The 21,188-nt window shown below is 60.6% G+C and carries 22 protein-coding genes; 15 read left to right on the forward strand and 7 right to left on the reverse strand.

All coding sequences use genetic code 11. The features are described 5' to 3' along the window. Positions 1 to 70 precede the first annotated feature (70 nt). The 4 genes from QM694_RS10940 to QM694_RS10955 are packed head-to-tail and all read left to right on the forward strand — an operon-like array spanning position 71 to position 3,778. Positions 71 to 1,054 (forward strand): MurR/RpiR family transcriptional regulator, encoded by a 984-nt coding sequence (locus QM694_RS10940; RefSeq protein ID WP_415006965.1) that lies wholly within the window; start codon positions 71 to 73, stop codon positions 1,052 to 1,054. Next, positions 1,051 to 1,698, forward strand: a complete 648-nt coding sequence (locus QM694_RS10945) for a cysteine hydrolase family protein (protein WP_415006966.1) — start codon at positions 1,051 to 1,053, stop codon at positions 1,696 to 1,698. Before QM694_RS10940 ends, QM694_RS10945 begins: the two co-directional genes overlap by 4 nt. After that, positions 1,695 to 3,026 (forward strand): glutamine synthetase, encoded by a 1,332-nt coding sequence (locus QM694_RS10950; protein ID WP_415006967.1) that lies wholly within the window; start codon positions 1,695 to 1,697, stop codon positions 3,024 to 3,026. Before QM694_RS10945 ends, QM694_RS10950 begins: the two co-directional genes overlap by 4 nt. Then, positions 3,026 to 3,778: an N-formylglutamate amidohydrolase gene (locus QM694_RS10955; protein ID WP_415006968.1), complete on the forward strand. Its 753-nt coding sequence runs from the start codon at positions 3,026 to 3,028 to the stop codon at positions 3,776 to 3,778. The genes QM694_RS10950 and QM694_RS10955 overlap by 1 nt, the downstream gene beginning before the upstream one ends. Before the next feature lie 37 nt (positions 3,779 to 3,815). On the opposite strand, the gene QM694_RS10960 is transcribed toward QM694_RS10955, so the two are convergent. From QM694_RS10960 to QM694_RS10975, 4 genes are all read right to left on the reverse strand, one after another. Then, positions 3,816 to 4,406, reverse strand: coding sequence for a general stress protein (locus tag QM694_RS10960; protein WP_415006969.1), 591 nt, complete (start codon positions 4,404 to 4,406; stop codon positions 3,816 to 3,818). Between the two features lie 40 nt (positions 4,407 to 4,446). After that, positions 4,447 to 4,908 carry a hypothetical protein gene (locus tag QM694_RS10965; protein WP_415006970.1) on the reverse strand — a complete coding sequence of 154 codons (462 nt, stop codon included), beginning with the start codon at positions 4,906 to 4,908 and terminating at the stop codon, positions 4,447 to 4,449. 95 nt (positions 4,909 to 5,003) lie between these two features. After that, a complete protein-coding gene (gene ligD / locus QM694_RS10970; RefSeq protein WP_415006971.1) occupies positions 5,004 to 7,433 on the reverse strand; it encodes a DNA ligase D in 2,430 nt (809 codons plus the stop codon). Positions 7,434 to 7,439: 6 nt separating this feature from the next. Continuing rightward, the gene (locus tag QM694_RS10975; RefSeq protein ID WP_415006972.1) at positions 7,440 to 8,306 is read right to left on the reverse strand and encodes a Ku protein; all 867 of its coding nucleotides are present in this window, start codon (positions 8,304 to 8,306) and stop codon (positions 7,440 to 7,442) included. A 252-nt stretch (positions 8,307 to 8,558) separates the two neighbouring features. Here QM694_RS10975 and QM694_RS10980 point away from each other — a divergent pair, with 252 nt between their 5' ends. From QM694_RS10980 to QM694_RS11005, 6 genes are read left to right on the forward strand one after another with little or no spacing between them, the layout of a single operon-like run. Then, on the forward strand, positions 8,559 to 9,335 hold the full coding sequence (locus QM694_RS10980; protein WP_415006973.1) for an SDR family NAD(P)-dependent oxidoreductase: 777 nt from the start codon (positions 8,559 to 8,561) through the stop codon (positions 9,333 to 9,335). Positions 9,336 to 9,383: 48 nt separating this feature from the next. Continuing rightward, on the forward strand, positions 9,384 to 10,715 hold the full coding sequence (locus QM694_RS10985) for an ABC transporter substrate-binding protein (protein ID WP_415006974.1): 1,332 nt from the start codon (positions 9,384 to 9,386) through the stop codon (positions 10,713 to 10,715). A 57-nt stretch (positions 10,716 to 10,772) separates the two neighbouring features. Next, the gene (locus tag QM694_RS10990; protein ID WP_415006975.1) at positions 10,773 to 11,402 is read left to right on the forward strand and encodes a carbohydrate ABC transporter permease; all 630 of its coding nucleotides are present in this window, start codon (positions 10,773 to 10,775) and stop codon (positions 11,400 to 11,402) included. Further along, positions 11,335 to 11,643, forward strand: a complete 309-nt coding sequence (locus QM694_RS10995; protein ID WP_415008612.1) for an ABC transporter permease subunit — start codon at positions 11,335 to 11,337, stop codon at positions 11,641 to 11,643. The genes QM694_RS10990 and QM694_RS10995 overlap by 68 nt, the downstream gene beginning before the upstream one ends. Then, complete coding sequence (locus QM694_RS11000) at positions 11,640 to 12,473, forward strand: carbohydrate ABC transporter permease (protein ID WP_415006976.1); 834 nt, start codon at positions 11,640 to 11,642, stop codon at positions 12,471 to 12,473. The genes QM694_RS10995 and QM694_RS11000 overlap by 4 nt, the downstream gene beginning before the upstream one ends. Then, a complete protein-coding gene (locus QM694_RS11005; RefSeq protein WP_415006977.1) occupies positions 12,473 to 13,408 on the forward strand; it encodes a hypothetical protein in 936 nt (311 codons plus the stop codon). Before QM694_RS11000 ends, QM694_RS11005 begins: the two co-directional genes overlap by 1 nt. Here QM694_RS11005 and QM694_RS11010 read toward each other — a convergent pair. After that, positions 13,393 to 14,490, reverse strand: coding sequence for an ABC transporter ATP-binding protein (locus QM694_RS11010; protein WP_415006978.1), 1,098 nt, complete (start codon positions 14,488 to 14,490; stop codon positions 13,393 to 13,395). The two genes, QM694_RS11005 and QM694_RS11010, sit on opposite strands and share 16 nt — an antisense overlap. Positions 14,491 to 14,643: 153 nt before the next feature. Between QM694_RS11010 and QM694_RS11015 the strand changes: the two genes are divergently transcribed. Beyond that, positions 14,644 to 15,429, forward strand: coding sequence for an IclR family transcriptional regulator (locus tag QM694_RS11015; RefSeq protein WP_415006979.1), 786 nt, complete (start codon positions 14,644 to 14,646; stop codon positions 15,427 to 15,429). A gap of 1 nt (position 15,430) precedes the next feature. Here the strand turns inward: QM694_RS11015 and QM694_RS11020 are convergent, their stop codons facing one another. Continuing rightward, positions 15,431 to 16,219 (reverse strand): FadR/GntR family transcriptional regulator, encoded by a 789-nt coding sequence (locus QM694_RS11020; RefSeq protein ID WP_415006980.1) that lies wholly within the window; start codon positions 16,217 to 16,219, stop codon positions 15,431 to 15,433. A 35-nt stretch (positions 16,220 to 16,254) separates the two neighbouring features. After that, a complete protein-coding gene (locus tag QM694_RS11025) occupies positions 16,255 to 17,433 on the reverse strand; it encodes a mandelate racemase/muconate lactonizing enzyme family protein (RefSeq protein WP_415006981.1) in 1,179 nt (392 codons plus the stop codon). A gap of 214 nt (positions 17,434 to 17,647) precedes the next feature. On the opposite strand from QM694_RS11025, the gene QM694_RS11030 reads away from it, so the two are divergent. From QM694_RS11030 to QM694_RS11045, 4 genes are read left to right on the forward strand one after another with little or no spacing between them, the layout of a single operon-like run. Beyond that, a complete protein-coding gene (locus QM694_RS11030) occupies positions 17,648 to 18,502 on the forward strand; it encodes a transporter substrate-binding domain-containing protein (protein ID WP_415006982.1) in 855 nt (284 codons plus the stop codon). Positions 18,503 to 18,524: 22 nt separating this feature from the next. Beyond that, positions 18,525 to 19,247, forward strand: coding sequence for an amino acid ABC transporter permease (locus tag QM694_RS11035; RefSeq protein WP_415006983.1), 723 nt, complete (start codon positions 18,525 to 18,527; stop codon positions 19,245 to 19,247). Then, the gene (locus QM694_RS11040; protein ID WP_415006984.1) at positions 19,244 to 19,999 is read left to right on the forward strand and encodes an amino acid ABC transporter ATP-binding protein; all 756 of its coding nucleotides are present in this window, start codon (positions 19,244 to 19,246) and stop codon (positions 19,997 to 19,999) included. The genes QM694_RS11035 and QM694_RS11040 overlap by 4 nt, the downstream gene beginning before the upstream one ends. A 14-nt stretch (positions 20,000 to 20,013) precedes the next feature. Continuing rightward, on the forward strand, positions 20,014 to 21,171 hold the full coding sequence (locus QM694_RS11045) for a mandelate racemase/muconate lactonizing enzyme family protein (RefSeq protein WP_415006985.1): 1,158 nt from the start codon (positions 20,014 to 20,016) through the stop codon (positions 21,169 to 21,171). The last annotated feature ends 17 nt before the right edge of the window (positions 21,172 to 21,188 follow it).

The following is a 21,188-nucleotide window of genomic DNA, read 5'->3' on the forward strand; positions in this document are numbered from 1 at the left end:
ACCTCGGAGGTTATGTCAAATATTTGTTTCAGTTTACGAAGCGCAAAACAAATGTTGTAATGAAATCCACATGACAGCCAGGCATGCAATGACACGCAAGAAGGCAGTTCCGGCAAAGGCCCTTTCGCAGCCGGCGCGGACAGTGCGCGACCGCCTGATGGAACAGGGGCGCGCCTTCTCGAAGTCCGAACTCAAGGTTGTCCGCATCCTGCTGTCCAATTATCCGGCAGCCGGCCTCACCACGGTGTCGAAGCTTGCCAAGCAAGCAGGCGTCAGCGATCCGACGGCGCTCCGCCTTGCCCAAAGATTGGGCTTCGACGGCTTCACGGAAATGCAGGATGCGCTGCTGACCGAGGTGGAAGCCCACATGCGCTCGCCGCTGACATTGCAGCAAGCTCCGGCGGCGCGCCAGCGGCCCGACGTCTACCGCGCCTTCTTCGCCGACACACTGGCGCAATGCGAGACGGCCACACGGGAAACCGCCACCGCCGATTATGAACGGGCGGTTTTACTTCTGTCGGATCCGCGGATGACCGTTCTGTGCATGGGAGGGCGCTTCAGCCGCTTCGTGGCGGGCATCCTTCAGCGCTGCCTTCACCATCTGCGCGAGGGCGCCGTTTTTCTGGACGGCAACGCGGCTGACATGGTTGATGAGCTGGCGTTGATCGGCAAGCGCCATGTCCTCGTTGTGTTTGATTACCGGCGCTATCAGGCGGATACGATCCGCTTTGCCGCCCAGGCAAAGGATCGCGGCGCCCGCATCGTCCTGCTTACAGACAGCTGGAAATCACCCATATCGGCATTTGCCGACATCACCATCACCGCGCCCACGGCCACATCCTCGCCGTTTGACACGCTGGTGACGCCGCTCCTTCAGGTGGAAGCCATCGCGGCGGCGGTGGCGGAACGGCGCGGCGCCGACTGGCGTGACCGCGCGGCACGGCTTGAGGAAGTGCGGACCGAAAATCACGTGACGCTCGACAATTCATCGCGATCTTCCAAGATGAAAACGCAACCCCGCAACCGCGCGGCCAAAATCAGGAACAGCCCATGAAAAACCCGGACAGGCGCGAAGCGCATTACAAGGCAGGCGAGACTGCGGTTCTCTTCGTCGACATGCAGAAGATGTTCTGCATTCCCGGGCTTGACCCCGCTCACCCCGAAATGAATTCCGAACATTATTATTTCAAACGGCTGAAGGCCATGGTGATCCCCAACCAGGTGCGCATCCTCGCGGCCGCCAGGGCCAAAGGCGTTCAGGTGATGCACACCATCATCGAATCCCTGACCGAAGATTGCCGCGATGCCTCGCTGGATCACAAGCTCTCCGATCTTCTTGTGCCGAAGGGCCATCCCCTGGCGCCGCCGATCGATGAACTGGCTCCCATCAGCAACGAAATCGTCCTGCCCAAGACATCCTCGGGCGTCTTCAACTCGACCAATATCGACTATGTGCTGCGCAATCTTGGCATCCGCTATCTGATCGTCGCCGGCGTGGTGACCGACCAGTGCGTCGACATGGCGGTGCGAGATGCCGCGGACCGCGGCTATCTCGTGTCCATGCCCGGCGATGCCTCAGCCACCTACACGCAGGAACGCCACGATACGGCGCTCAACGCCTACAAGGGCTATTGCTGGATTACAGACACGGATACGGTCGTATCGCGGATCAACGCCATCGAAAGCAAAACCGCATGACAGAGCGTTCCGGCATTCATGATCCGCTGGTCACTTTCGTGACCACCGACTATGCCGGCATCACGCGCGGCAGATCAATCACCGCCGCAAGCTATATCCCCGGCCAGGCCAAGACGCTGGGCTGGGTTCCGGCCAACATGTCCTTGACGCCGATGGACCTGATCGCCGATCCGAACCCGTGGGGTTCGGCGGGCGATCTTCGCCTTCTGCCCGATGACGATGCGCGTTTCCGCTTCGCCATCGAAGGCTCCGCCACGGCACTCGACATCGTGATGAGCGATATCGTGGAGTTGGACGGGACACCCTGGATATGCTGCCCGCGAAGCTTTCTGAGGAACGCGCTGGACGATCTCCGCAGCGAGACAGGCGCTGAGCTTGTTGCTGCCTTCGAGCATGAGTTTCAGATTTTCGGCGCGGGCTGGTATTCAGCGCCCGCCTTTTCGCTGCAGGCCTTGCGGCAGGCCGACCCCTTTGGCCCGGCGCTCATTGCATCGCTTCGCGAGGCGGGCCTCGACCCGGAGGTGTTCATTGCCGAATATGGCAAGGAACAATTTGAAATCACCATGGCGCCCTGCCCGGCCCTCGCCGCCGCAGACCGCGCCGTGGTGTTGCGCGAAACGGTTCGGGAACTCAGCCGCAACCGCGGCTGGCGCTCCTCATTCGCGCCCAAGACCAGCGCCGATGGCATAGGCAATGGCGTTCATATTCATTTTTCCTTTGCTGACTCGAAAGGCAGGCCCACAACCTATGACGCGGCAAAGCCGGGCGGCGTATCCGATCTCGCAGCCAGTTTTGTAGCGGGAATACTCAAACATCTTCCGGCGCTGATTGCTTTCACCGCGCCAAGCCCGATTTCATATCTGAGGCTTCAGCCGCATCACTGGAGCTCAAGCTATACCTGGTTCGGCGATCAGGACCGCGAGGCAAGCCTCCGGATTTGCCCCATCAACCGGGTGGGAAAAAGCGATCCCGCCAAGGCTTTCAATATCGAATACCGCCCTGCCGATGCTTGCGCCTGCCCGCATCTGGCGCTTGGCGTGATGGTGCGCGCGGGACTGGAGGGCATAAGAGCGAAGCTCGCGGCGCCACCGCTTTTTTCCGGCGATCCCGCACTGCTCTGTTCTGAAGAGTGCGAAGCATTGGGACTGCGCAGGCTTCCACAGACACTGGCGCAGGCGCTGGACACGCTTCTGCAGGACTCAACAGTGTGCAGCTGGTTCGATCCAAAGGCACTGGAGACCTACACCGGCATGAAGCGCATGGAGTTGAAGCTCGCAGGCGATGCGCTCGATGACGCTCAGTGCCGGCGCTATGCGGAGATCTATTGATGGATGTTACTGAGCAGCTTCCGCCGCCCGTCTCCGTAATCAACCCGGCGGGGACATCGCCCTATCTTTTGATCTGCGAACATGCCTCACGATTCATTCCGGCTTCTTACAAGGGCCTGGGACTAACAGAGGAGGATCTCAGGCGGCACATTGCATGGGACATTGGCGCGGCGGATGTGGCCACGGCCTTGTCCGCTCATCTCGATGCGCCCCTGGTGCTGGCCGGTTACTCGCGGCTGCTGATCGATCTCAACCGTCCGGTCGGCGCTCGGACGTCAATTCCCGACGTCAGCGAAGTGACGGAAATCCCCGGAAACATCAACATATCGGGAAAGGAACGCGAACACCGAGAGCGATCTTACTTCACTCCGTTTCAGGCACAGGTGACGGCTATGATCAATGACAGGCTCAAAGCCGGCATTACGCCCGTGATCGTTGCCATCCATAGCTTCACGCCAGTGTTCAAGGGTTTCGCAAGGCCATGGCATGCTGGCATTCTCTACCGCCGGTCAAAGTCCTTTGGACACAGCTTCGCTGAGGCGCTGGGCGGCGCAAGCCAGCACATCGCGGAAAATGAGCCTTATCAGATCGAGGATGACGGCGACTACACCGTGCCGATTCACGGAGAGGCGCGCGGGCTCGATGCCGTGCTGGTGGAGGTACGGCAGGATCTCATCGCCACCCCCGACGGTGCAAAGGCGTGGGCTCACCGATTGAAGCGCGCACTTTCCGCCCTTCACGCCAAACAATAGCCCCCGCCATTTGAGCGGGGGGCTTCAATGCGCTCTATCAGCCGTAGCGCCTTGTACGTTCAATGTCGGCAGGCGTGGGCTTGTAGTCGCCGGCCTCGGGATCGAACCTCTGCCATCCCGCCGTTTCATATTCTGTACGGCGGCGGGCGATATCGACGAAGCCATTTACGTCAAAGGCGGCAATCACGCGGTCGCGGAGTTCATCGGGATAGCGCACGGTCACCATCGTGCCGCCGCGCCGGATGGCCTCGGAATAGACGTGGGCATCCTGTTCCGGAACGCCCGCATCGACGAGCGCGCCCACGATGCCGCCGGCCGCGGCTCCGGTGACGGCGCCCAGAGCCGTCGCCGCCAGCCACCCTGCCGCCACGACCGGGCCAAGCCCCGGAATGGCGAGAAGCCCCAGCCCCGCCAGCAGGCCAGCGCCGCCGCCGACAGCCGCGCCCACGCCAAGCCCGGCTTCTGTCGCCTCAGGCTTGTTCGAATAGGCAACGTCCTTGTAGGAATCGACACCGCCGCGATTGCCGATGATGCTGATGTCGGCATCCGGGATTCCCGCATCTTTCAGATTGCGGACCGCCTGTTCTGCATCGGCGTAGTTATCATAAACACGATGAACGGTTTTCATGTTAAACTCCTCATTTTTTGACGGGTTCGAAAATCAGTCTTCAGCTTCCAAACACCACATTTCCCTTGTAATCGACAGCAACGCTTTTCTGCGCTCCACTCACCGTGGCCGTGCCGCGCCAGATGCCATCGGCATCCTTCACGAGCGCGGAGACTGCCGTCCCGCCATGCGAGGCGATTCTGTCCCTGGCCTGTGCTTCGGTGAAACTGTTGGCGCCCTTGAACGGCGCGCCTTCCTCCACGGCCGCAGCCGTGTAGAAACCGGCTTGGCAATCCTGAAGGAACGCATCACGCGTGATGCGGCCATCAGCGATCGGTTTGTTGGCAACGCGGTAAAATGCGAGATAGGCTTCGCCCTCACTGTCGCTGATCACGCCATCCTTGTTGACGTCCGCAGCAATGAACTGCGCCGAACATTCCTCTGCTGTGGGCGCCGCGACAGACGGAGCAGCCAGCAATCCCAACGCCACAATGGACGCTGCAGACAATATGGTGATCTTCATTTTTCTCTCCACCTAAGCCCGAGTGCATTTCGCGCACTTGCTGTTTCGTCAATGCGGGGCGGAGAGCAAGGTTCCTGAGAGCGATAGTGGACAGACTATCGGGCGGCCTGCTTTTTCAGATAAGCAAGAAGTTTGCTGCTGATGCTCTGCGGCGTGGCGAAGAAATCCGTCCAGTCCTTCGCCTCAAGCGCCGTCTTTATATTCAAGGCATTGGCCTTTTTATAAGTCGATAGTGTACCCCACGTTACTGGCGTCGCAACCGGAGCGCCGGGCCTGGCGCGCAGCGACCACGGCACGATGGCCGTCGATTTGCTGCGGTTGCGCAGCCAGTCAATGAAAATGCGATTTTTGCGCTTCGCCTTCGACATGGTGGCCACGAAGAGATCGGGCTTCTCCCGCGCGATGCCTTTCGCCATTTCAGAACTGAAAAGAGCCACGTCATCGTCATTCGTCTTGCGGTCGAGCGGGATGATGACATGGATGCCCTTGCCGCCGCTCAGCATCGGCCAGCTCTTGAGCCCGGCCGCCGTGAGATAGTCGCGCAAGAGCAGCGCTGCACTTTTGACATCCGCAAAGGCCAGGCCTTCGTCCGGATCGAGATCGAAGATCACGCGGTCAGGATGATCAAGATCGGGAACAGTTGCATTCCATCCGTGAAACTCGATGGCTCCGAACTGCACGGCGGTGTGAAGGCCCTCCGCGCCATCAAGCATGAAATATTCTCCGGGTGGCGCATCGACCGGCACGATGCCGCGCTTCATGCCGGGAAGCGGATGGCGCTGGAAAAACAGTTCTTTCTCGATTGAATCCGGCGCGCGCAACAGGCTGACCGGCCTGTTGAGGAGATGCGGCAGGATGCGCGCCTGCTGGGCCTCATAATACCGCGCGATGTCGTTCTTGGTGATTCCGTCCTTGGGAAACAACACGCGGTCCGGATGCGTGACGCTCCAGTCCATGTTTTTTTCGTCTTTCGGCTTGGGCGATGACTTGGCCATGGTGTGTGTCTCCACACGCGGGACGGGGCGATCCGATTGCAGTCCGAGAAAGCGAGCCTGCCGCAATTGCCGGTCCTGCGTCCAGCCGCCAAAGCCAACCTCGGCGGCAAAGGGCTGTTTCACAAAGATAGCACCTGACGGCAGAAGTTCGCTGTTCCGAAGGGCAGGCGGAGTCTTGCGCGCAGGCTTCAGCAAAGGCGCAAGCAGAGCGCGGGTTTTCTGATTGTAGCCCGTGCCGACGCGCCCGATGTAGCGCAGAGTGCCTTGGCTTTCATCCGCGGCGAGAAGCGAGGCGAAGCTCTCATGTTTGTCCGACGGCATGTAGCCGATGATGATGGCATCCGTGCGCCTGTCGCCCTTGATCTTCAGCCAGTCACCGGACCGCCCGCTGCGATAGGGTGAATTGCCACGCTTGGCGATGATGCCCTCGGCCCCTGCGGCAACCGCCTTGTCAAAAAAGGCCTGGCCCTCCCCCCGCCAGTCTCCGGCGAGATGGATATGGCCATTCTTTCCGGCAGGCACGAGGCCAGCAAGGCGTTTTTTCCGCTCCATCAGCGGCAACTGCCGCAGATCCGCTCCGTCGATCATCAGGACGTCGAACGCCATGAATATGATGTTGCCAGCCTTGCCTGCTTCCAGCGCCGCGACGAGCGCGGGGAAATCGGAGATGCCTTTGCCATCGAGCACCACAGCCTCGCCGTCGATGAGGCAGGATGAGCATGACAGGAGCTTTGCGTCATCGGCGATGGGCTTGAACTTTGCGGTCCAGTCAAGGCCGCTGCGCGTGTAGAGACGCGCCGCGCCATCAGCCGAAGCCAGCATCAGGCGGTAGCCGTCATATTTCATTTCAAACAGCCAGCCGGCGCCATCGGGCGGCGTGTCCGCCGTTCCGCACAATTGCGGGGCAATGAATTGGGGAAAGGAAAAATCTGCGCTCTTTGGAATGGCGGGAATGCCTGGCGCTCCCGTCCTGATCTCGGCATGGGTTCTGTTGGTGGACACGCTTCCCGGATAACGCGCGAGAAGCGTTGAGGGCCCTTCGGCGTATTCATCCCGCTCCTTGATCAGCAGCCAGTTCTCGCGCTTGCCCTCCGCTTTCATCCGCACCAGAACCCAGCGCCCGTGCATGCGCTGGCCTCGGGCTTCAAATTTGATCTCGCCTTTCCTGAGGGCTTCGGCGGGATCGCCATTGAGCGGGACATAGGTGCCATACTCCCAAAGCTGCACCACGCCTGCCCCATAGTTTCCGTCCGGAATGACACCTTCAAACGATTGGTATGAGAGCGGGTGGTCTTCGGTACGCACCGCCAAGCGCTTGTCATGCGGGTCGGCGGATGGACCGCGCGTCACCGCCCAGCTTGCCAGCACGCCATTGATTTCGAGGCGGAGGTCATAGTGATCGCGCGCGGCCAGATGATGCTGCACGACAAGCTGGCGATTGGCCCGCGCGGGCTTTGGCGCAGGCTCGGGCGTCTTGGCGAAATTCCGCTTCTGGAGATAAGGCTCAAGTGCATCCGTGCGGCGCGCCATGGACGCTCAAGCCCGGCGCTTCACGGTCTTTTTTGCGGGTTTTTTCGGCGCGGCTGGGGCGGCTTTGCGCGCTGGCTTTTCTCCCGGCTCCCCATTGCCCAGGGAGCGCTTCAGTGCATCCATGAAATCGATGACCTTGCCGCCCTGCTCTTCGTCGTTTTCCACCGCCACGCTCTGCCCTTTGGACAGTTTGCGCGACACGAGTTCGCGCAGCGCATCGGCATAGTGGTTCTTGAACCGCGAGGCATCAAAGGGCCCTGACTTCTTGGCGATCAGCTCCTGCGCCATCTCTTCCATGTCTTTCGACACGGAGGCCTTGCCAAGCCCTGCGAACACATCATCGGCGTCTTTCAACTCGCTCTCGTAGCGAAGCGTATCGAGCACCATGCCATTGCCGCCAGGATAGAGCGCCACCAGATTTTCGCGGCCGCGCAGGGTGAGCTGCCCGATGCCGATTTTCTTGCTGGCCTTCAGCGCATCGCGGATGACGGAATAGCCTTCCTCGGCCACGTCTCCATCCGGCAACACGTAATAGGGCCGCTCGAAATAGAGCGGGTCAATTTCATCCTGATCCACGAATTGCGTGAGTTCAACCGTATGGCGGCTGGAGAGTTTGAGCGAGTCCAGATCCTTGTCTTCCATGAAAACATAGTTTCCCGGCTCGACTTCATAGGCCATGACGATGTCGTCCTTCGCCACCTCGCCGCGCCCGGGCGCCATTTTCACATATTTGATGCGCTGGTGCGATTTCCGGTCAACCTGGTGAAAATGTATTTCCGCATCGGCGCGCTCGGCACTGACGAGCCGGATTGGAATATTGACCAGCGCAAGCCGGAGATGCCCTTTCCAGAATGTCCTCACACTTTCGCGCATAACCATCCCCTCGCGTGCAAACGTAAATAAGCGCAACTCAACTGCGCGTGATGGCTATTTGTTCCCGGAGGGGCATAATTTTCCGCAGCGTCACGAATAGCACTGCAAGCGTAGAGTTAGCCTGCCGGGCGCAAGTTGCTTGACCAAATTCTCACCCTCCCTGTAGTGTTGTCCACCTATCCAGATCATTGTCCGCCATTTCGGAATTCCATATCGAACCAAGGCGGGTGGCGATGCGTGCGGAGCGGAAGCATGGGGTTGCTCGACGGCAGGGTTTGTATCGTCACTGGCGCAGGCCAGGGGTTGGGACGCTCCGTCAGCCTCGAAATGGCGGTTGAAGGCGCAATTACTGTCCTGATCGAGAGAAATGCCGAGGCCGCACAGCGTGTTTGCGATGAGATCGGCGCGGCCGACGGCCGCGCGGTGCGATACAGCCTCGATGTCACCGACTATGACGCCTATGCAGAGGCCGTCGCGGGCGTCGTCCAGGAATTCGGACGCATTGACGTTCTCGTGAACAATGCAGCCATCAATCCAAAGCCGGCCACGATCCTGACTGACACGCTGGAAGATTGGCGGCGCACCATCGCCGTCAATCTCGAAGCGGTCTACATGGGCAGCAAGCTCGTGGCGCCGCACATGGCGAAGCAGAATTCCGGCCGCATCATCCACATCGCCTCCATTCAGGGTTTTGCCTCAAGCGGCGATGTCGGCTCTTACAATGCGGCCAAGGGCGGCATCCTTGCTTACACCAAGTCCATGGCGGTGGAACTTGGGCGCTACAACATTCTCGTCAATTCCGTGGCGCCTGGTTTCATGGTGACGCCGATGTCGGTCATCAACGGCGTAGACGAAACGACAACTCCGGATTTCGTCGACTGGTACATCACAAGGCGGAAGATTCCGCTTGGCCGCAGCGGCCTGCCGGAGGATGTTTCGGGCACCGTGGTTTTTCTGGCGTCTGACTATTGCCGCTACATGACCGGCCAGCTTCTGGTGGTGGACGGTGGTTTGATGAGTACGTTCTGACGGATAAGCCTCACGCATGATGCGAGGAGGAACAGGGAGGAAGTGACGATGGATAACAGATTGACGATCTCGCGCCGCGACATGCTGCGGCTGTCGATGATCCTGGGCGCGGGCACGGTGCTGACCGGGTTGATGCCGGAAGGCGCCCACGCCGCCGATACGCTGGACATGTGGTGGTGGGGTGAGCAGGAACTGCCGGGCCTGCAGAAGTTCGTCGACTCTTCGGTGGCCGGCTACAAGGATGCCGCCGTGAAGCCGATGCTGCAGGACACGGCGGTGGTGATCTCGCAGTTCCAGACGGCGGCCGCCGCCGGCAATCCGCCGGACATCCAGTTCCTGTGGAACGGCATCTATCACATGGAAAGCGTGTGGCTGGGCTATCTGCAGCCGCTCAACGGCCTCGTCAGCGACGCCACCATCAAGGCCTCCAACGCCACGCAGCTCAGCGTCTTCGGCGGCAAGAACTACCGCCTCGGCTGGTATCCGCTGCCGATGATCTGGATCTACAACAAGGACCTGTATGAGAAAGCCGGGCTTGACCCCGACAAGGCGCCGCAGACCTGGGACGAATTCCTCGGCCATTGCGACAAGCTGAAGACCGCGGGCATCGCGCCAGTGGGCGGCGGCATTCAGGACGGCTATTGGGGCGAATGGTATTTCGGCCATGCGCTGGGCCAGAATGTCGACAACGCGGCGGAGGTGATCGGCCTGTTCACCGGCGAGCGCGATTTCCGCGATCCCAAATATCACGAGCACTGGGTGAAGCTTGAGGATTTGAAGAAGGCGGGCTTCCTCAATTCCGAAATGTCCTCCACCGAACTCTATCCCGGCATTGACCTGATCGTGGCAGGCAAGGTGGCGTCGGGCCTTTCGGTTGGCGGCCGCATGCCCGCCGACAGCAAGACCAGCAAGGGCCGCATCGGCACCATGGTGATGCCGGTCTATGGCAAGGGCAAGCTGGCCGGAAAGCCGATCTTCGACTCGCAAGGGCTGGGCATTCCGGCCAAGGCGAAGAACGCCAAGGGTGCCGCTGCCTTCCTTGAATATCTGAACTCGCCGGAACGGCTGAAGGCGCTGAACGAGGCCACGGGCTGGATTCCCGCCAACACCACATTCGATACCGCGGCGATCACCGACCCGGCGGTGCTCGACATGTGGAAGCGCTGGGGATTGTCCGAGAACATTCCCTATCTCTCCAATCTCGTGCCCGGCCAGTTCTACGAGCAGGCGCTGCTGCCAACGGCGCAGCAGGTGGTGGGCGGCAAGATCACCGGCGCAGAAGCGGGCGACCTCGCCTACAAGGTTGCCAAGGAGTGGCGGGACTTCAACCCCGACATCGTCGAGAACTACAAGAAATGGGCGGCCGATCTGGCTGGCTGATGAAGCCTTGGGGGAGCTTCGCCACGAAGCTCCCCCTCTTCTTCCGGGGAGTGTGATTTGCAGCGCAAGACGTGGATCGAACCCTATCTTTATGTCGCGCCGCTTGTGCTGCTGCTCGGATTCGTGTTCGGCTATCCGCTGCTGCGCAATTTTGAATTCAGCTTCAAGATGGTGCGCGGCATTGACGGGCCATGGATCGGCCTGCGCAATTATCAGCTGATCCTCACCCAAGATGTGTTCTGGGAAGCGGTGCTGCACAATCTCCAGCTTCTCCTCGCCATTCCGGCGATGGTGGCGATCTCGCTGTTCGTATCGGTTTTGCTTTACGACAGGATCGCCGGATGGCGGCTCTATCGCATCATCGTATTCATTCCCTTCGTGCTGGCCATTCCCATCATCGCGGTGGTGATGAAGCGCATGTTCCAGTTCAACGGCCCGGTGAATGAAGTGCTGCGCTGGCTGAGCCTCGATTTTCTGGCGCTGGACTGGATCGGCTCATCCGACGTTGCGCTGTGGACGGTCATGATCCTCATCATCTGGCGCGAAGTCGGCCCTCGGCATCATCCTGTTCCTCGCTCGCCTGCTGGCGCTCGACGAATCGCTGATCGAGGCGGCCAAGATCGAAGGCGCCAACTGGTGGCAAAGGCTGTGGCACATCATCCTGCCGCAGATGCGCGGCGTGATTGAATTCTATGTGGTGGTGAGCGTCATCACCATGCTCGCCGCCGTGTTCTCCTATGTCTACATCATGGGCGGCGGCCGCGGCGGCCCGGGCACATCGACGACGGTGGTCGAGCTTTATATCTTCAACGCGCTGATTCGCAGCAGCCTGCCCGGCATTGCCGCGGCGGCTTCCGTGCTGTTGTTCCTCGTCTCGGTGGCGCTGATTTTCCCGCTGTTCCGCGCCCGGCGCGATCTGGAGGCATGATGCGCACCAAACGGTTTCAGGCCGGTGACGCGCTGAAGCAGGGTGTTCTGCTTCTCTCGGCTTTTCTCGCCATCGTGCCGACGATGTTCATGATCATGACGGCGCTCAAGAGCGAGGATGATTACGCCGCCGACAAGCTGGGGCTGCCAAGCCATCCGGTGATCGACAATTTCCGCGCCGTGCTGGTCGACAGCCCGTTCCTGTCCTGGATGGCCAACAGCGCGCTTCTGGTGGCGGGCAGCGTGCTCCTCAGCATTGCCGTCTCCTGCCTTGCCGCCTATGCCATCGCCTGCATGGAATTCCGCGGGCGGCAGACGCTGCTGGCGCTTTCCACATCCCTCATGGCGGTGCCGCCGGTGGTGATGATCGTGCCGCTCTTCGTGCTTTACAGCCAGCTTGGCCTGATCAGCACCTATCAGGGCGCGATCTTCATTTATGCCGGACTGATCACGCCCTTCTCCGTCTATCTTCTCGCCACCTTCTTCCGCACCGTGCCGAAGGAGTTGTTTGAATCCGCGCGCATGGATGGCGCGGGGCATTTTCTGATTCTGTCGAAAATCGTGCTGCCGCTGTCGCTGCCCGCGCTGCTGACGCTGGTGGTTGTAAACTCACTTTACGTCTGGAATGACTTGCTGATCGCCATCATCTTCCTGCAGGATGATGCCAAGCGCACGCTGATGGCGGGGATCAGCGTGTTTCAGGGCCGCTACAACAATCAGGTGCCGCTCACCATGGCGGGGATGGTGATTGCCAGTGCGCCGATGCTCATTCTCTATATCCTGTTCCAGAAGCAGTTCATTCGCGGCCTGATGGCCGGGGCGATCAAGTGATGGTTATTCTTGAAAATGATGCCTTGCATGTTGAAATCAGCCCGGCTGTGGGCGGCACAGTGCAAACTATTGTGCACAAGCCAAGCGGGCTTTCGGTGCTGGGCAGCGTGCCGTGGGAAACCAGCGCGGACCCGCTGCCCTCCGGTGCAGCCATTGACGAGCCGGAATGGCTGACGCGTTACTCCGGCGGCTGGCCGCTTCTCTTTCCCAACGCCTGTGACGCCTGCACGGTGAACGGCGTATTCCACGGCTTTCATGGCGAGGCCTCGATCACACCGTGGGAAAGCGGGATGAAGGATAGGCAACTGCATCTTCATCGTACGTTCCGGACCATCGCCGCCGATATGACGCGCATCATGGCGCTGGACGGCGATGTGCTGACCATCCGCGAGACCATGACCTATCATGGCCGTGAGCCTGCCGATGTGATGTGGGGCCATCATCCGACGTTCGGATCGGATCTCCTGGCAGGCCCGGTCGAGATTGATTGCGCAGGCGGCCGGGTGACCGTCGATTCCTACGTCATTTCGCCTGCCAATCCGCTGGTTCCCGGTGGCGAAGCGGATTGGCCTGTGGTTGCCGGAAGAAACGGCGATTTCGATCTGCGCCATCCCGTGCCCGGCATGTCGTCACTCGCCTATCTGCATGATCTCAAGGTGCCGTGGATCAGCATCACTAGGCGGGACAAGGCCATCGCCGCGCGGCTGAGCTGGGATGATACCCTGTTCCCGACGGCGTGGCTGTGGGTTGAACTCTGCGGCCATCAAAATCAGCCCTGGAATGGCCAGACAAAATTGATCGGCATAGAACCCAACTCGACGCGGCCTGCTTACGGCCTTGTCAAATCCGTGGAGCGCGGCGGCACATTGCTGCGCCTGACACCGGGGCAAACAATCAGCACGGAGATCTCGCTGAAGGTTTACGTTCCCGCCTGAAGCGAAGACAGTGCCTGCCCCGCGCTGTCAAAGACATGACAGCGAGAGGCAATCAGCCCAACGTCGATCTTGCTGCCCACGGCTGCCGCCACATCGCCGGCCGCGTGGACGGCAAATTCCGTGCTGCCGGGAAGATCGAGATAGATGAAACTTTCATTGCCCAGCCGTTCGACAGCAACAACGGTGCCTTCAACCCGCGCATCGCCGCCGCCGATCTGCACATCTTCGGGCCTGATGCCGAGCGTGACGGGATCACCCGCCTTCGCGGTTCCGGGCCGGCGCGGTACTGCGATTTCCGCCCCATTCTTCAACGCAAGCCGAACGCCCTTTTCCGCGGCGGCAATCAGTGTTGCATCGAGAAAATTCATGGCCGGAGAGCCAATGAACCCGGCGACGAATTTATTGGCGGGGGAATGGTAGAGATCGAGCGGGCGGCCCGCCTGCTCCACTTTTCCCTTGTTCAGCACCACGATCTGGTCGGCCATGGTCATCGCCTCCACCTGATCGTGGGTGACGTAGATCATGGTGGCGCGCAGCTGATGGCGGAGCCGCGTAAGTTCCAGCCGCATCTGTACGCGCAGCTTGGCATCGAGATTGGAGAGCGGCTCATCGAAGAGAAACACTTTGGGCTCGCGCACGATGGCGCGGCCGATGGCGACGCGCTGGCGCTGCCCGCCCGAAAGTTCACGCGGGCGCCTTTGCAGGATTTCTGATATCTGGAGAATGTCGGCGGCCCGCTCCACCTTGGCGCGGATGTCTTTCGCAGATTCCCTGGCGATGCGAAGCCCGAAGGACATGTTGTCGAATACCGTCATGTGCGGGTAGAGCGCGTAATTCTGGAATACCATGGCAATGCCGCGCTCGGCGGGCTCAAGCTGGTCCACCCGCTCGCCGCCGATGTGGATGCTGCCGCTGTTGATGTCTTCAAGCCCGGCGATCATCCGCAAAAGGGTGGACTTGCCGCACCCCGAGGGACCAACAAAGACCGTGAAGGTTTCCTTCTCCAGCTTGAGATCGACGCCATGGATGATTTCGGTGTCGCCGTAGCTTTTGCGCACGGCATTGAGTTCGACGTAGCTCATCTATTCGCCTGCAAATGATCTCCGGACACCGTATGGCGGCACCCCTCGACGGTCAATGCCATTCACGGGGAAATTCCACAAACCCGCACCAAAGTCCTGTATTTCGGAATTTGTAAAAGTGTCGTAAGAACAAGATCCAGACCCGGAGACGCGATGCCTGCCAGAACCGCAAAAACCCCCGCATCGGGCGATGATACAAACGGCTCCCGCAGCCTGCGGCGGGCCTTTGACATCCTCGGCCTGATGCTGCGCGAAGGAAAGCCGCTCACCGTGGCGCAGATCATCGCCAGCCTGTCGATTCCCAAATCCACGGCTTATGAACTGGTGCGCACCATGGCGGACGCCCGATACATAGCACCCGCAGGCAACGGCTTTTTTCTGGGCCGCATGCTGTTTGAACTGGGCATGGCCTACCACAACAGCATCGACCTGCTGCGCGATGGCCGCGGCATTGCCAGGGAACTGCGCGATGAAACCGGTGAAACCGTGCAGCTCTCGGTGCTCGAAGATGATCTGATGGTGGTGCTGCTGAAAGAAGAGGGCGTTCACTCGCTGCGCATCATCAGCAATGCCGGCTCCCGCGTGCCGGTGAACTGGGCGGCGGCAGGACGGCTTCTCGTTTCTGATCTCGACGACGCGGCGCTGGAGGACCTGTTGAAAAAAACCGTCCGCCAGTCGCCAACTGGCAGGGCAATCACCGATGTTCACAAGCTGTCCGCGCAAATCCGGCGTTTCCGCAAACAGGGCTATGCCACCGAACTGAACGAAACCAATGAACATGCGGGCTGCATTGCCGCGCCCGTCATCGACGCATCAGGCCGCTGCATCGCCGCCCTGAGCGTGGTGGTGCCGGAGCAGCGGCTTGCAAGGCCCAACCGCGATGTGCTGATGGCCAGCGTGATCAACGCTGCGCGGAAACTTTCAGGCCTGGTTGGCTGAACTAAATCCTGATCTGCCGTCGCGCCTTCTGGAGCGACGCTTTGCCGTGCAGCACCACCTCCAGCATCAATGCCTCCGCCGCAACGGCATCGCTGCGGTTGATGGCTTCGTAAATCCTGCGGTGATTGGCGCAGTCGTCCTCGATCAGGTTTTTCTTCGTATCCAGCGCTTCCTGCTGGATGCGGAAACTGATCTGCAGGAAATTCGCAACGATATGGCCGAAGCGGTGCAGCATGGTGTTGTGCGAGGCGCGGAACACCGCAAGGTGAAACTGGACATCGGCTTTCGCATAGCTCTGCATGTCGTCCATCGAGTCATGCATCGCCTCCCAGCTGGCGCGGATCAGTTCGATATCATCCAGCGTCGCGCGTGTGGCCGCGAAACGCGCCGCAGGCGGCTCCACCAGCTGACGCATTTCGATCAGGTCGCGCAGGATGTCGTGGCTGCTGTTGTCAAACGGATGCCAGAGCAGCACGTCGGCATCAAATGTGTTCCAGTTGCCGCGCTCCAGAACCCTCGTGCCGATCTTCTGCCGCGTTTCCACCAGCCCCTTGGCAGAGAGAACCTTGATGACCTCGCGGATCGACGTGCGGCTGGCATCGAAGGAGCGCATCAACTCGCTCTCGCGCGGCAGCAGGCTGCCTTCCGGGTAGAGCCCCCGCACAATGGCTTCGCCCAAGCTGTTGATCACCCGGCCCTGGATGCCCTTGGGCTTGAGGCCCACCAGATCGCCGTGGGAGCCTTTATAACGGCTGGCGGGAGAGGCTTTCTTCTTGGCGGAAACGGGCATTGGGATTCGCTATGTCAGGGTGAACGCTCCAGACCCTAGACAAAATGCTTGGAGGCGAACAGGGGCACGCCTTTGACGGTGATGTTCACATCCACCAGATATTTTTCCAGCACCGCGCCGTTCACGTCGATACCGAGGCCCGGCCTGTCGGGCACCGAAATCTCGCCTGATGACTCGCGCAGGATGGGATTGGCGGCAATGTCGATGGCGAGCTGCTTGGGCGCCGCCGGATATTCGCAGATCACATGCTCGGCCAAACCTGCATAGGGCTGGAGGGATGCCGACAGCGCCAGGTGCGAGGTGAAGGTATGGTTCACATAGGTGACGCCCCGCGCCACCGCATAATCGGCAATGGATTTGGCGGGGCCGATGCCGCCGATCCGCCCGCAATCGATCTGGATGAAGCCGACCTTGCCATAGTCAATGGTATGGCGCGCCATGAACACATTATGCGCCGCCTCGCCGCCCGCCAGGCGAAGAGACCCGGATTGCGCGGCAAGGGCCGCATAGGCTTCATAGGCGCTGCCGTGAAAAGGCTCCTCCAGCCAATGCGCCTTTGCCTCGCGAAGGGCCGGGAGGCGTGCCGCGGCGGCATCAACGTCCTCGCCCCAGATCTGCCCCGTGTCGACAAGCAGCACACCTTCCGCGCCGAGGCCTTCACGCGCGGCGGCAAACTGGTCCGCATCATCCTTCACCGAACCGCGGCCGATGGGGCCCCAGCCGAATTTCGCCGCGCGGTAATTGGCGGCGCGGATTTTCTTCGCATGGTTCAGCGTGTCCTGCGGCGTATCGCCGAACAGCACCGAGGCATAGGGCAGCTTTTTCGCTGCTTTCCGATATCCCAGGAGTTTCCACACCGGTTCGCCCCGCGCCTTGCCGAGAATATCCCACAGCGCCATCTCAATGCCCGACCAGGTGTGCGGCGCCTGCAGCAGATCCATGCTGTCCCAGGCAATGGTATGGGCGATGCGCTCGATGTCCTTCGGCGAGGAAAGCTCCTGGCCCTCGACCGATACTTTCACCGGGCGGCAAGCACCATGCGACATGGGCGCGACATAGGCGGCGATCGATGCAAGCGGCGAGGCCTCGCATTCGCCCCAGCCGGTAAAGCCGCCCGCCGACACGCGCACCAGCAATGCATCCTGGCTGCCATCGCCTTCGGTGGTGATCTGCGGCATCGCGACATAAAAGAAATCAACAGCTTCAATCTTCATCTGACTGTCCTTCTTGGCCACTCTAGGGGCCTCATCTTTTCAAAAATACGATAATTGAAGGATCAGCACTTTGCAATCGGCAACAGAACTTATTGCTAGTTCCAAAAAATATGATAATTTGGCAAGGGGACGAGACTGAATGCTGCCAGCCCGCCTTCAAGACCGGCCGCTGCGCGCGCGCATGGTCCGCAAAATGCAGCACAGGGAGAAGACCATGACCAACAGGAGAAGCCTGCTCGCGGCCGTTTTCATGATGATCGCGGCGCCTGCCTTCGCGCAGCAGATCGAAGGCAAGGCCGATTTCCAGAATTGCACCGATGGATCGCTCGTCAAGGCGCAGACAGACGGCATCACGCTGGGGATCAGCCCCAGCCCGCCCTATTCCAACCTCGATCCCAACACGCAGAAGGCCGACGGCCTTGATGTCGAGATCAATGAAGCCGCGCTGCACTGGCTGGGCATCGACAAGATCAAGTATGAAGTGGCGCCCTTCGGCCAGCTCATCCCCATGCTGGTCTCCAACCGCATTGACGTGGTGGCCTCCAACATTCACCAAACGCCGGACCGCCTGAAGGTCGTGACCTTCACCGGGCCCGCCTGGTGGTATGGACCCGCGCTTGTCGTGCAGAAGGGCAATCCCGCCGGCATCAAGTCCTTTGACGATCTCAAGGGCAAGAAGGTGGGTGCGATTGCCGGCTCTGCCGCGGACGAATATCTCCGCACCATCGGCATCGAGGTGACGCCCTTCCAGGAAGATGCGGCGGAGTTTGCCGGCATCAGCACCGGCAAGGTTGACGTCATTCTCGAAGACGATGTGAAGGTGCTGGACTTCGTGAAAGCCAATGCCGGTGCGCCGATTGAAATCGTCGGCGGCGTGGCGGTGCCGGAAGACCTGATCTTCAAATATGGCTATGGCTATGCCCGCTACGCCGTGCGGCCGGCGGATTGCCAGCTTCGCATGGCTTATGGCGTTGCATTGCATGAGCTGTGGGGCGCCGGCGTCGTGTCGGCCATTCTCAAGAAATATGGCCTGAGCAACCGCAACCTCACCTATTTCCCGCTGAACTAGGCTACATTCAACCAGCATTGCGATGGCCGGGCTGATCCGGCCATCGCAGGTTTTTGAGCGGCGGGCGATGGAGTTCTTCAATCTCGACGTGATCAACACCTATGGCGGCGCGCTGCTTCACGGGCTGCTGCTGACGGTGGTGCTTACCTTCATCGTCATCGCACTGGCCCTCGTCCTGGCCATTCCGGTGGCGCTCTGCCGCATGTCGCCCTATCTCGCCGTCCGCACCCTGTCGTCAATCTATGTGGAAGTGATGCGTGGCACGCCCCTGCTGCTGCAGCTTGTCTACATTTACTTCGTGCTGCCGAGCTTCGGCATCAACCTCAACGCTTTTACAGCCGCGATCCTGGGCCTCACGCTGAACTACACAGCCTATATGAGCGAGGTCTACCGCTCGGGCATTCTCGCGGTGCCGAAGAACCAGTGGGAGGCGGCAGCCACCATCGGCCTCAGCCGCGCAACGGCATTCCGCCGCATCATCCTGCCGCAGGCGCTGCGCCTCATCACGCCGACCCTTGGCAATTATTTCATCTCCCTGTTCAAGGACACGGCGCTCGCCTCCGTTGTCACCGTGCAGGAACTGACCTTCACCGGGCAGATCATCTCCGCCCGCTCCTATCAGTATTTCACCGTCTATACGGTGACCGGCATTCTCTATCTGGCAGTCGGCTATCCCGCCGCCCTCTTTGTGCGCTGGCTGGAAAAGCGCGTGGCGCGCGGCTATGGCGCGAGGCGGCGGCCATGATCAGGCTGACGGACATCCACAAGAGCTTCGGCCCCCATGAGGTGCTGCGCGGCATCAGCGAAAGTTTTGGCGCGGGCGAAGTGACCTGCATCATCGGGCCTTCAGGCTCCGGCAAATCCACGCTTCTGCGCTGCATCAATTTTCTCGAACATCCAAACAGCGGTGAAATCGAGATCGAGGGTGCGCGCGCCTACTACGATATCGTCAATGGCCGCATTCGCCTGCATGCAGAGTCACGCATTGCCGCCGTCCGCCGCAAGCTCGGCATGGTGTTTCAGGATTTCGCGCTGTTTCCGCATCTGACCGCGACAGGCAATGTCACGGAAGGATTGATCCACGCTTTGGGCATGAGCAAGGATCAGGCGAACGGCATCGCCGCCAGAATGCTGGCGCGGGTTGGCCTTGCCGACCGTGCCAGTCACTATCCCGATGAACTCTCCGGCGGGCAAAAGCAGCGCGTGGCCATCGCGCGCTCGCTCGCCATGTCGCCCAAGGCCATGCTGTTCGATGAGCCGACCAGCGCGCTGGACCCCGAGCTGGTGGGCGAAGTGCTCGATGTCATGAAAACCCTGAGCGACGAGGGGATGACCATGGTGATCGTCACCCATGAAATGAAATTCGCCCAGGAGATTGCGGACCGCGTGATCTTCATGGACAAGGGCGCCGTGGTGGAACAGGGAACGCCGCAACAGATTTTCGAGAAGCCGCAGCACGAACGCACGCAGGGCTTTCTCAAACGCGTGATGCGCTAACAGGACAGGACGTGATGAGCAGCAGAGACTTCACCATTCGCAAGATCGTGGCCGCCCCTCTGTTGGGTGAATCTCCAAAGGGCGGATGGTCCAACGAAATCCGCCCCGAGGATTCCGTGCACACGCTGATCGCCGTGCATACGGAAGCAGGCGTCATCGGCCACGGCAGCGTGTTCACCAATGGCGGCCTCGTGCAGGCGGCGCTCAAGGTTCTGGAGCCGCTCTATCGCGGGGAAAATGCGCTGGAGCCCGAGCGTGTCTCGGAAAAAATGCACCAGCATACATTCTGGATGGGGCGTGGCGGCACCCTCACTCACACCGTCAGCGGCATCGACATTGCCCTGTGGGACATTCTCGGCAAGGCGCTGGGCCAGCCGGTGGCGCGGCTTCTCGGCGGCATCTACCGCAAGCGCGTCATGCCCTATTGCTCGATATTGATGGAAGAGCCGGGCCTGATGCGCGAGGTGGCGGCCAAGGCGCGTGCCGATGGCTTCCGCGCCCTCAAGATCGGTTGGGGCCCGTTTGGCCGCCGCGACAGCGTGAAGCTGGATGAAGCTATCGTGAAAGCGGCGCGCGAAGGCTTTGGCGACGATACGAAGCTGTTCGTGGATGCGGGCGGCAGCGATGCCTATTGGCCGCAGGGCCTCAAATGGGCGCTCCGGACCTCTCGCATGCTGGAGGCCTATGACATCGGCTGGTTCGAGGAAGCGCTGAAGCCCGATGCGCTCGAGGATTTTATCGAACTTCGCAAGCAGAGCCCTGTGCCGATCGCGGGCGGCGAGGTGCTTACACGGCGGCAGTCTTTCACGCCCTGGCTGTCGCGCGGCGCCTTTGACATCGTGCAGCCCGACGCCACCAAGGTGGGCGGCATCAGCGAACAGCGGCGCATCGCCTGGATGGCGGAGGAATTCGGCGTGCGTTACATCGGCCATGGCTGGAACACCGCCATCGGCGTTGCCGCCGATCTGCAAATATCCGCCGCCATGCCCAACACCGATGTGGTGGAGTTCATCGGCGGCAGCGCCTATGTGGATGGCATCCTCACCAAACCTTTCACGCTTGATGCGGAGGGCTATCTGGAAATTCCGCTGCAGCCCGGCATCGGCGTCAGCCTCGATCCGGAGAAAGTCGCGAAATACGCGCCGGACGGAGCGGCGCTCTTCAAGAACTGAGCGAACGCTAATGCACT

Source organism: Aestuariivirga sp. (assembly GCF_047602625.1).
Taxonomy (GTDB): domain Bacteria; phylum Pseudomonadota; class Alphaproteobacteria; order Rhizobiales; family Aestuariivirgaceae; genus Aestuariivirga.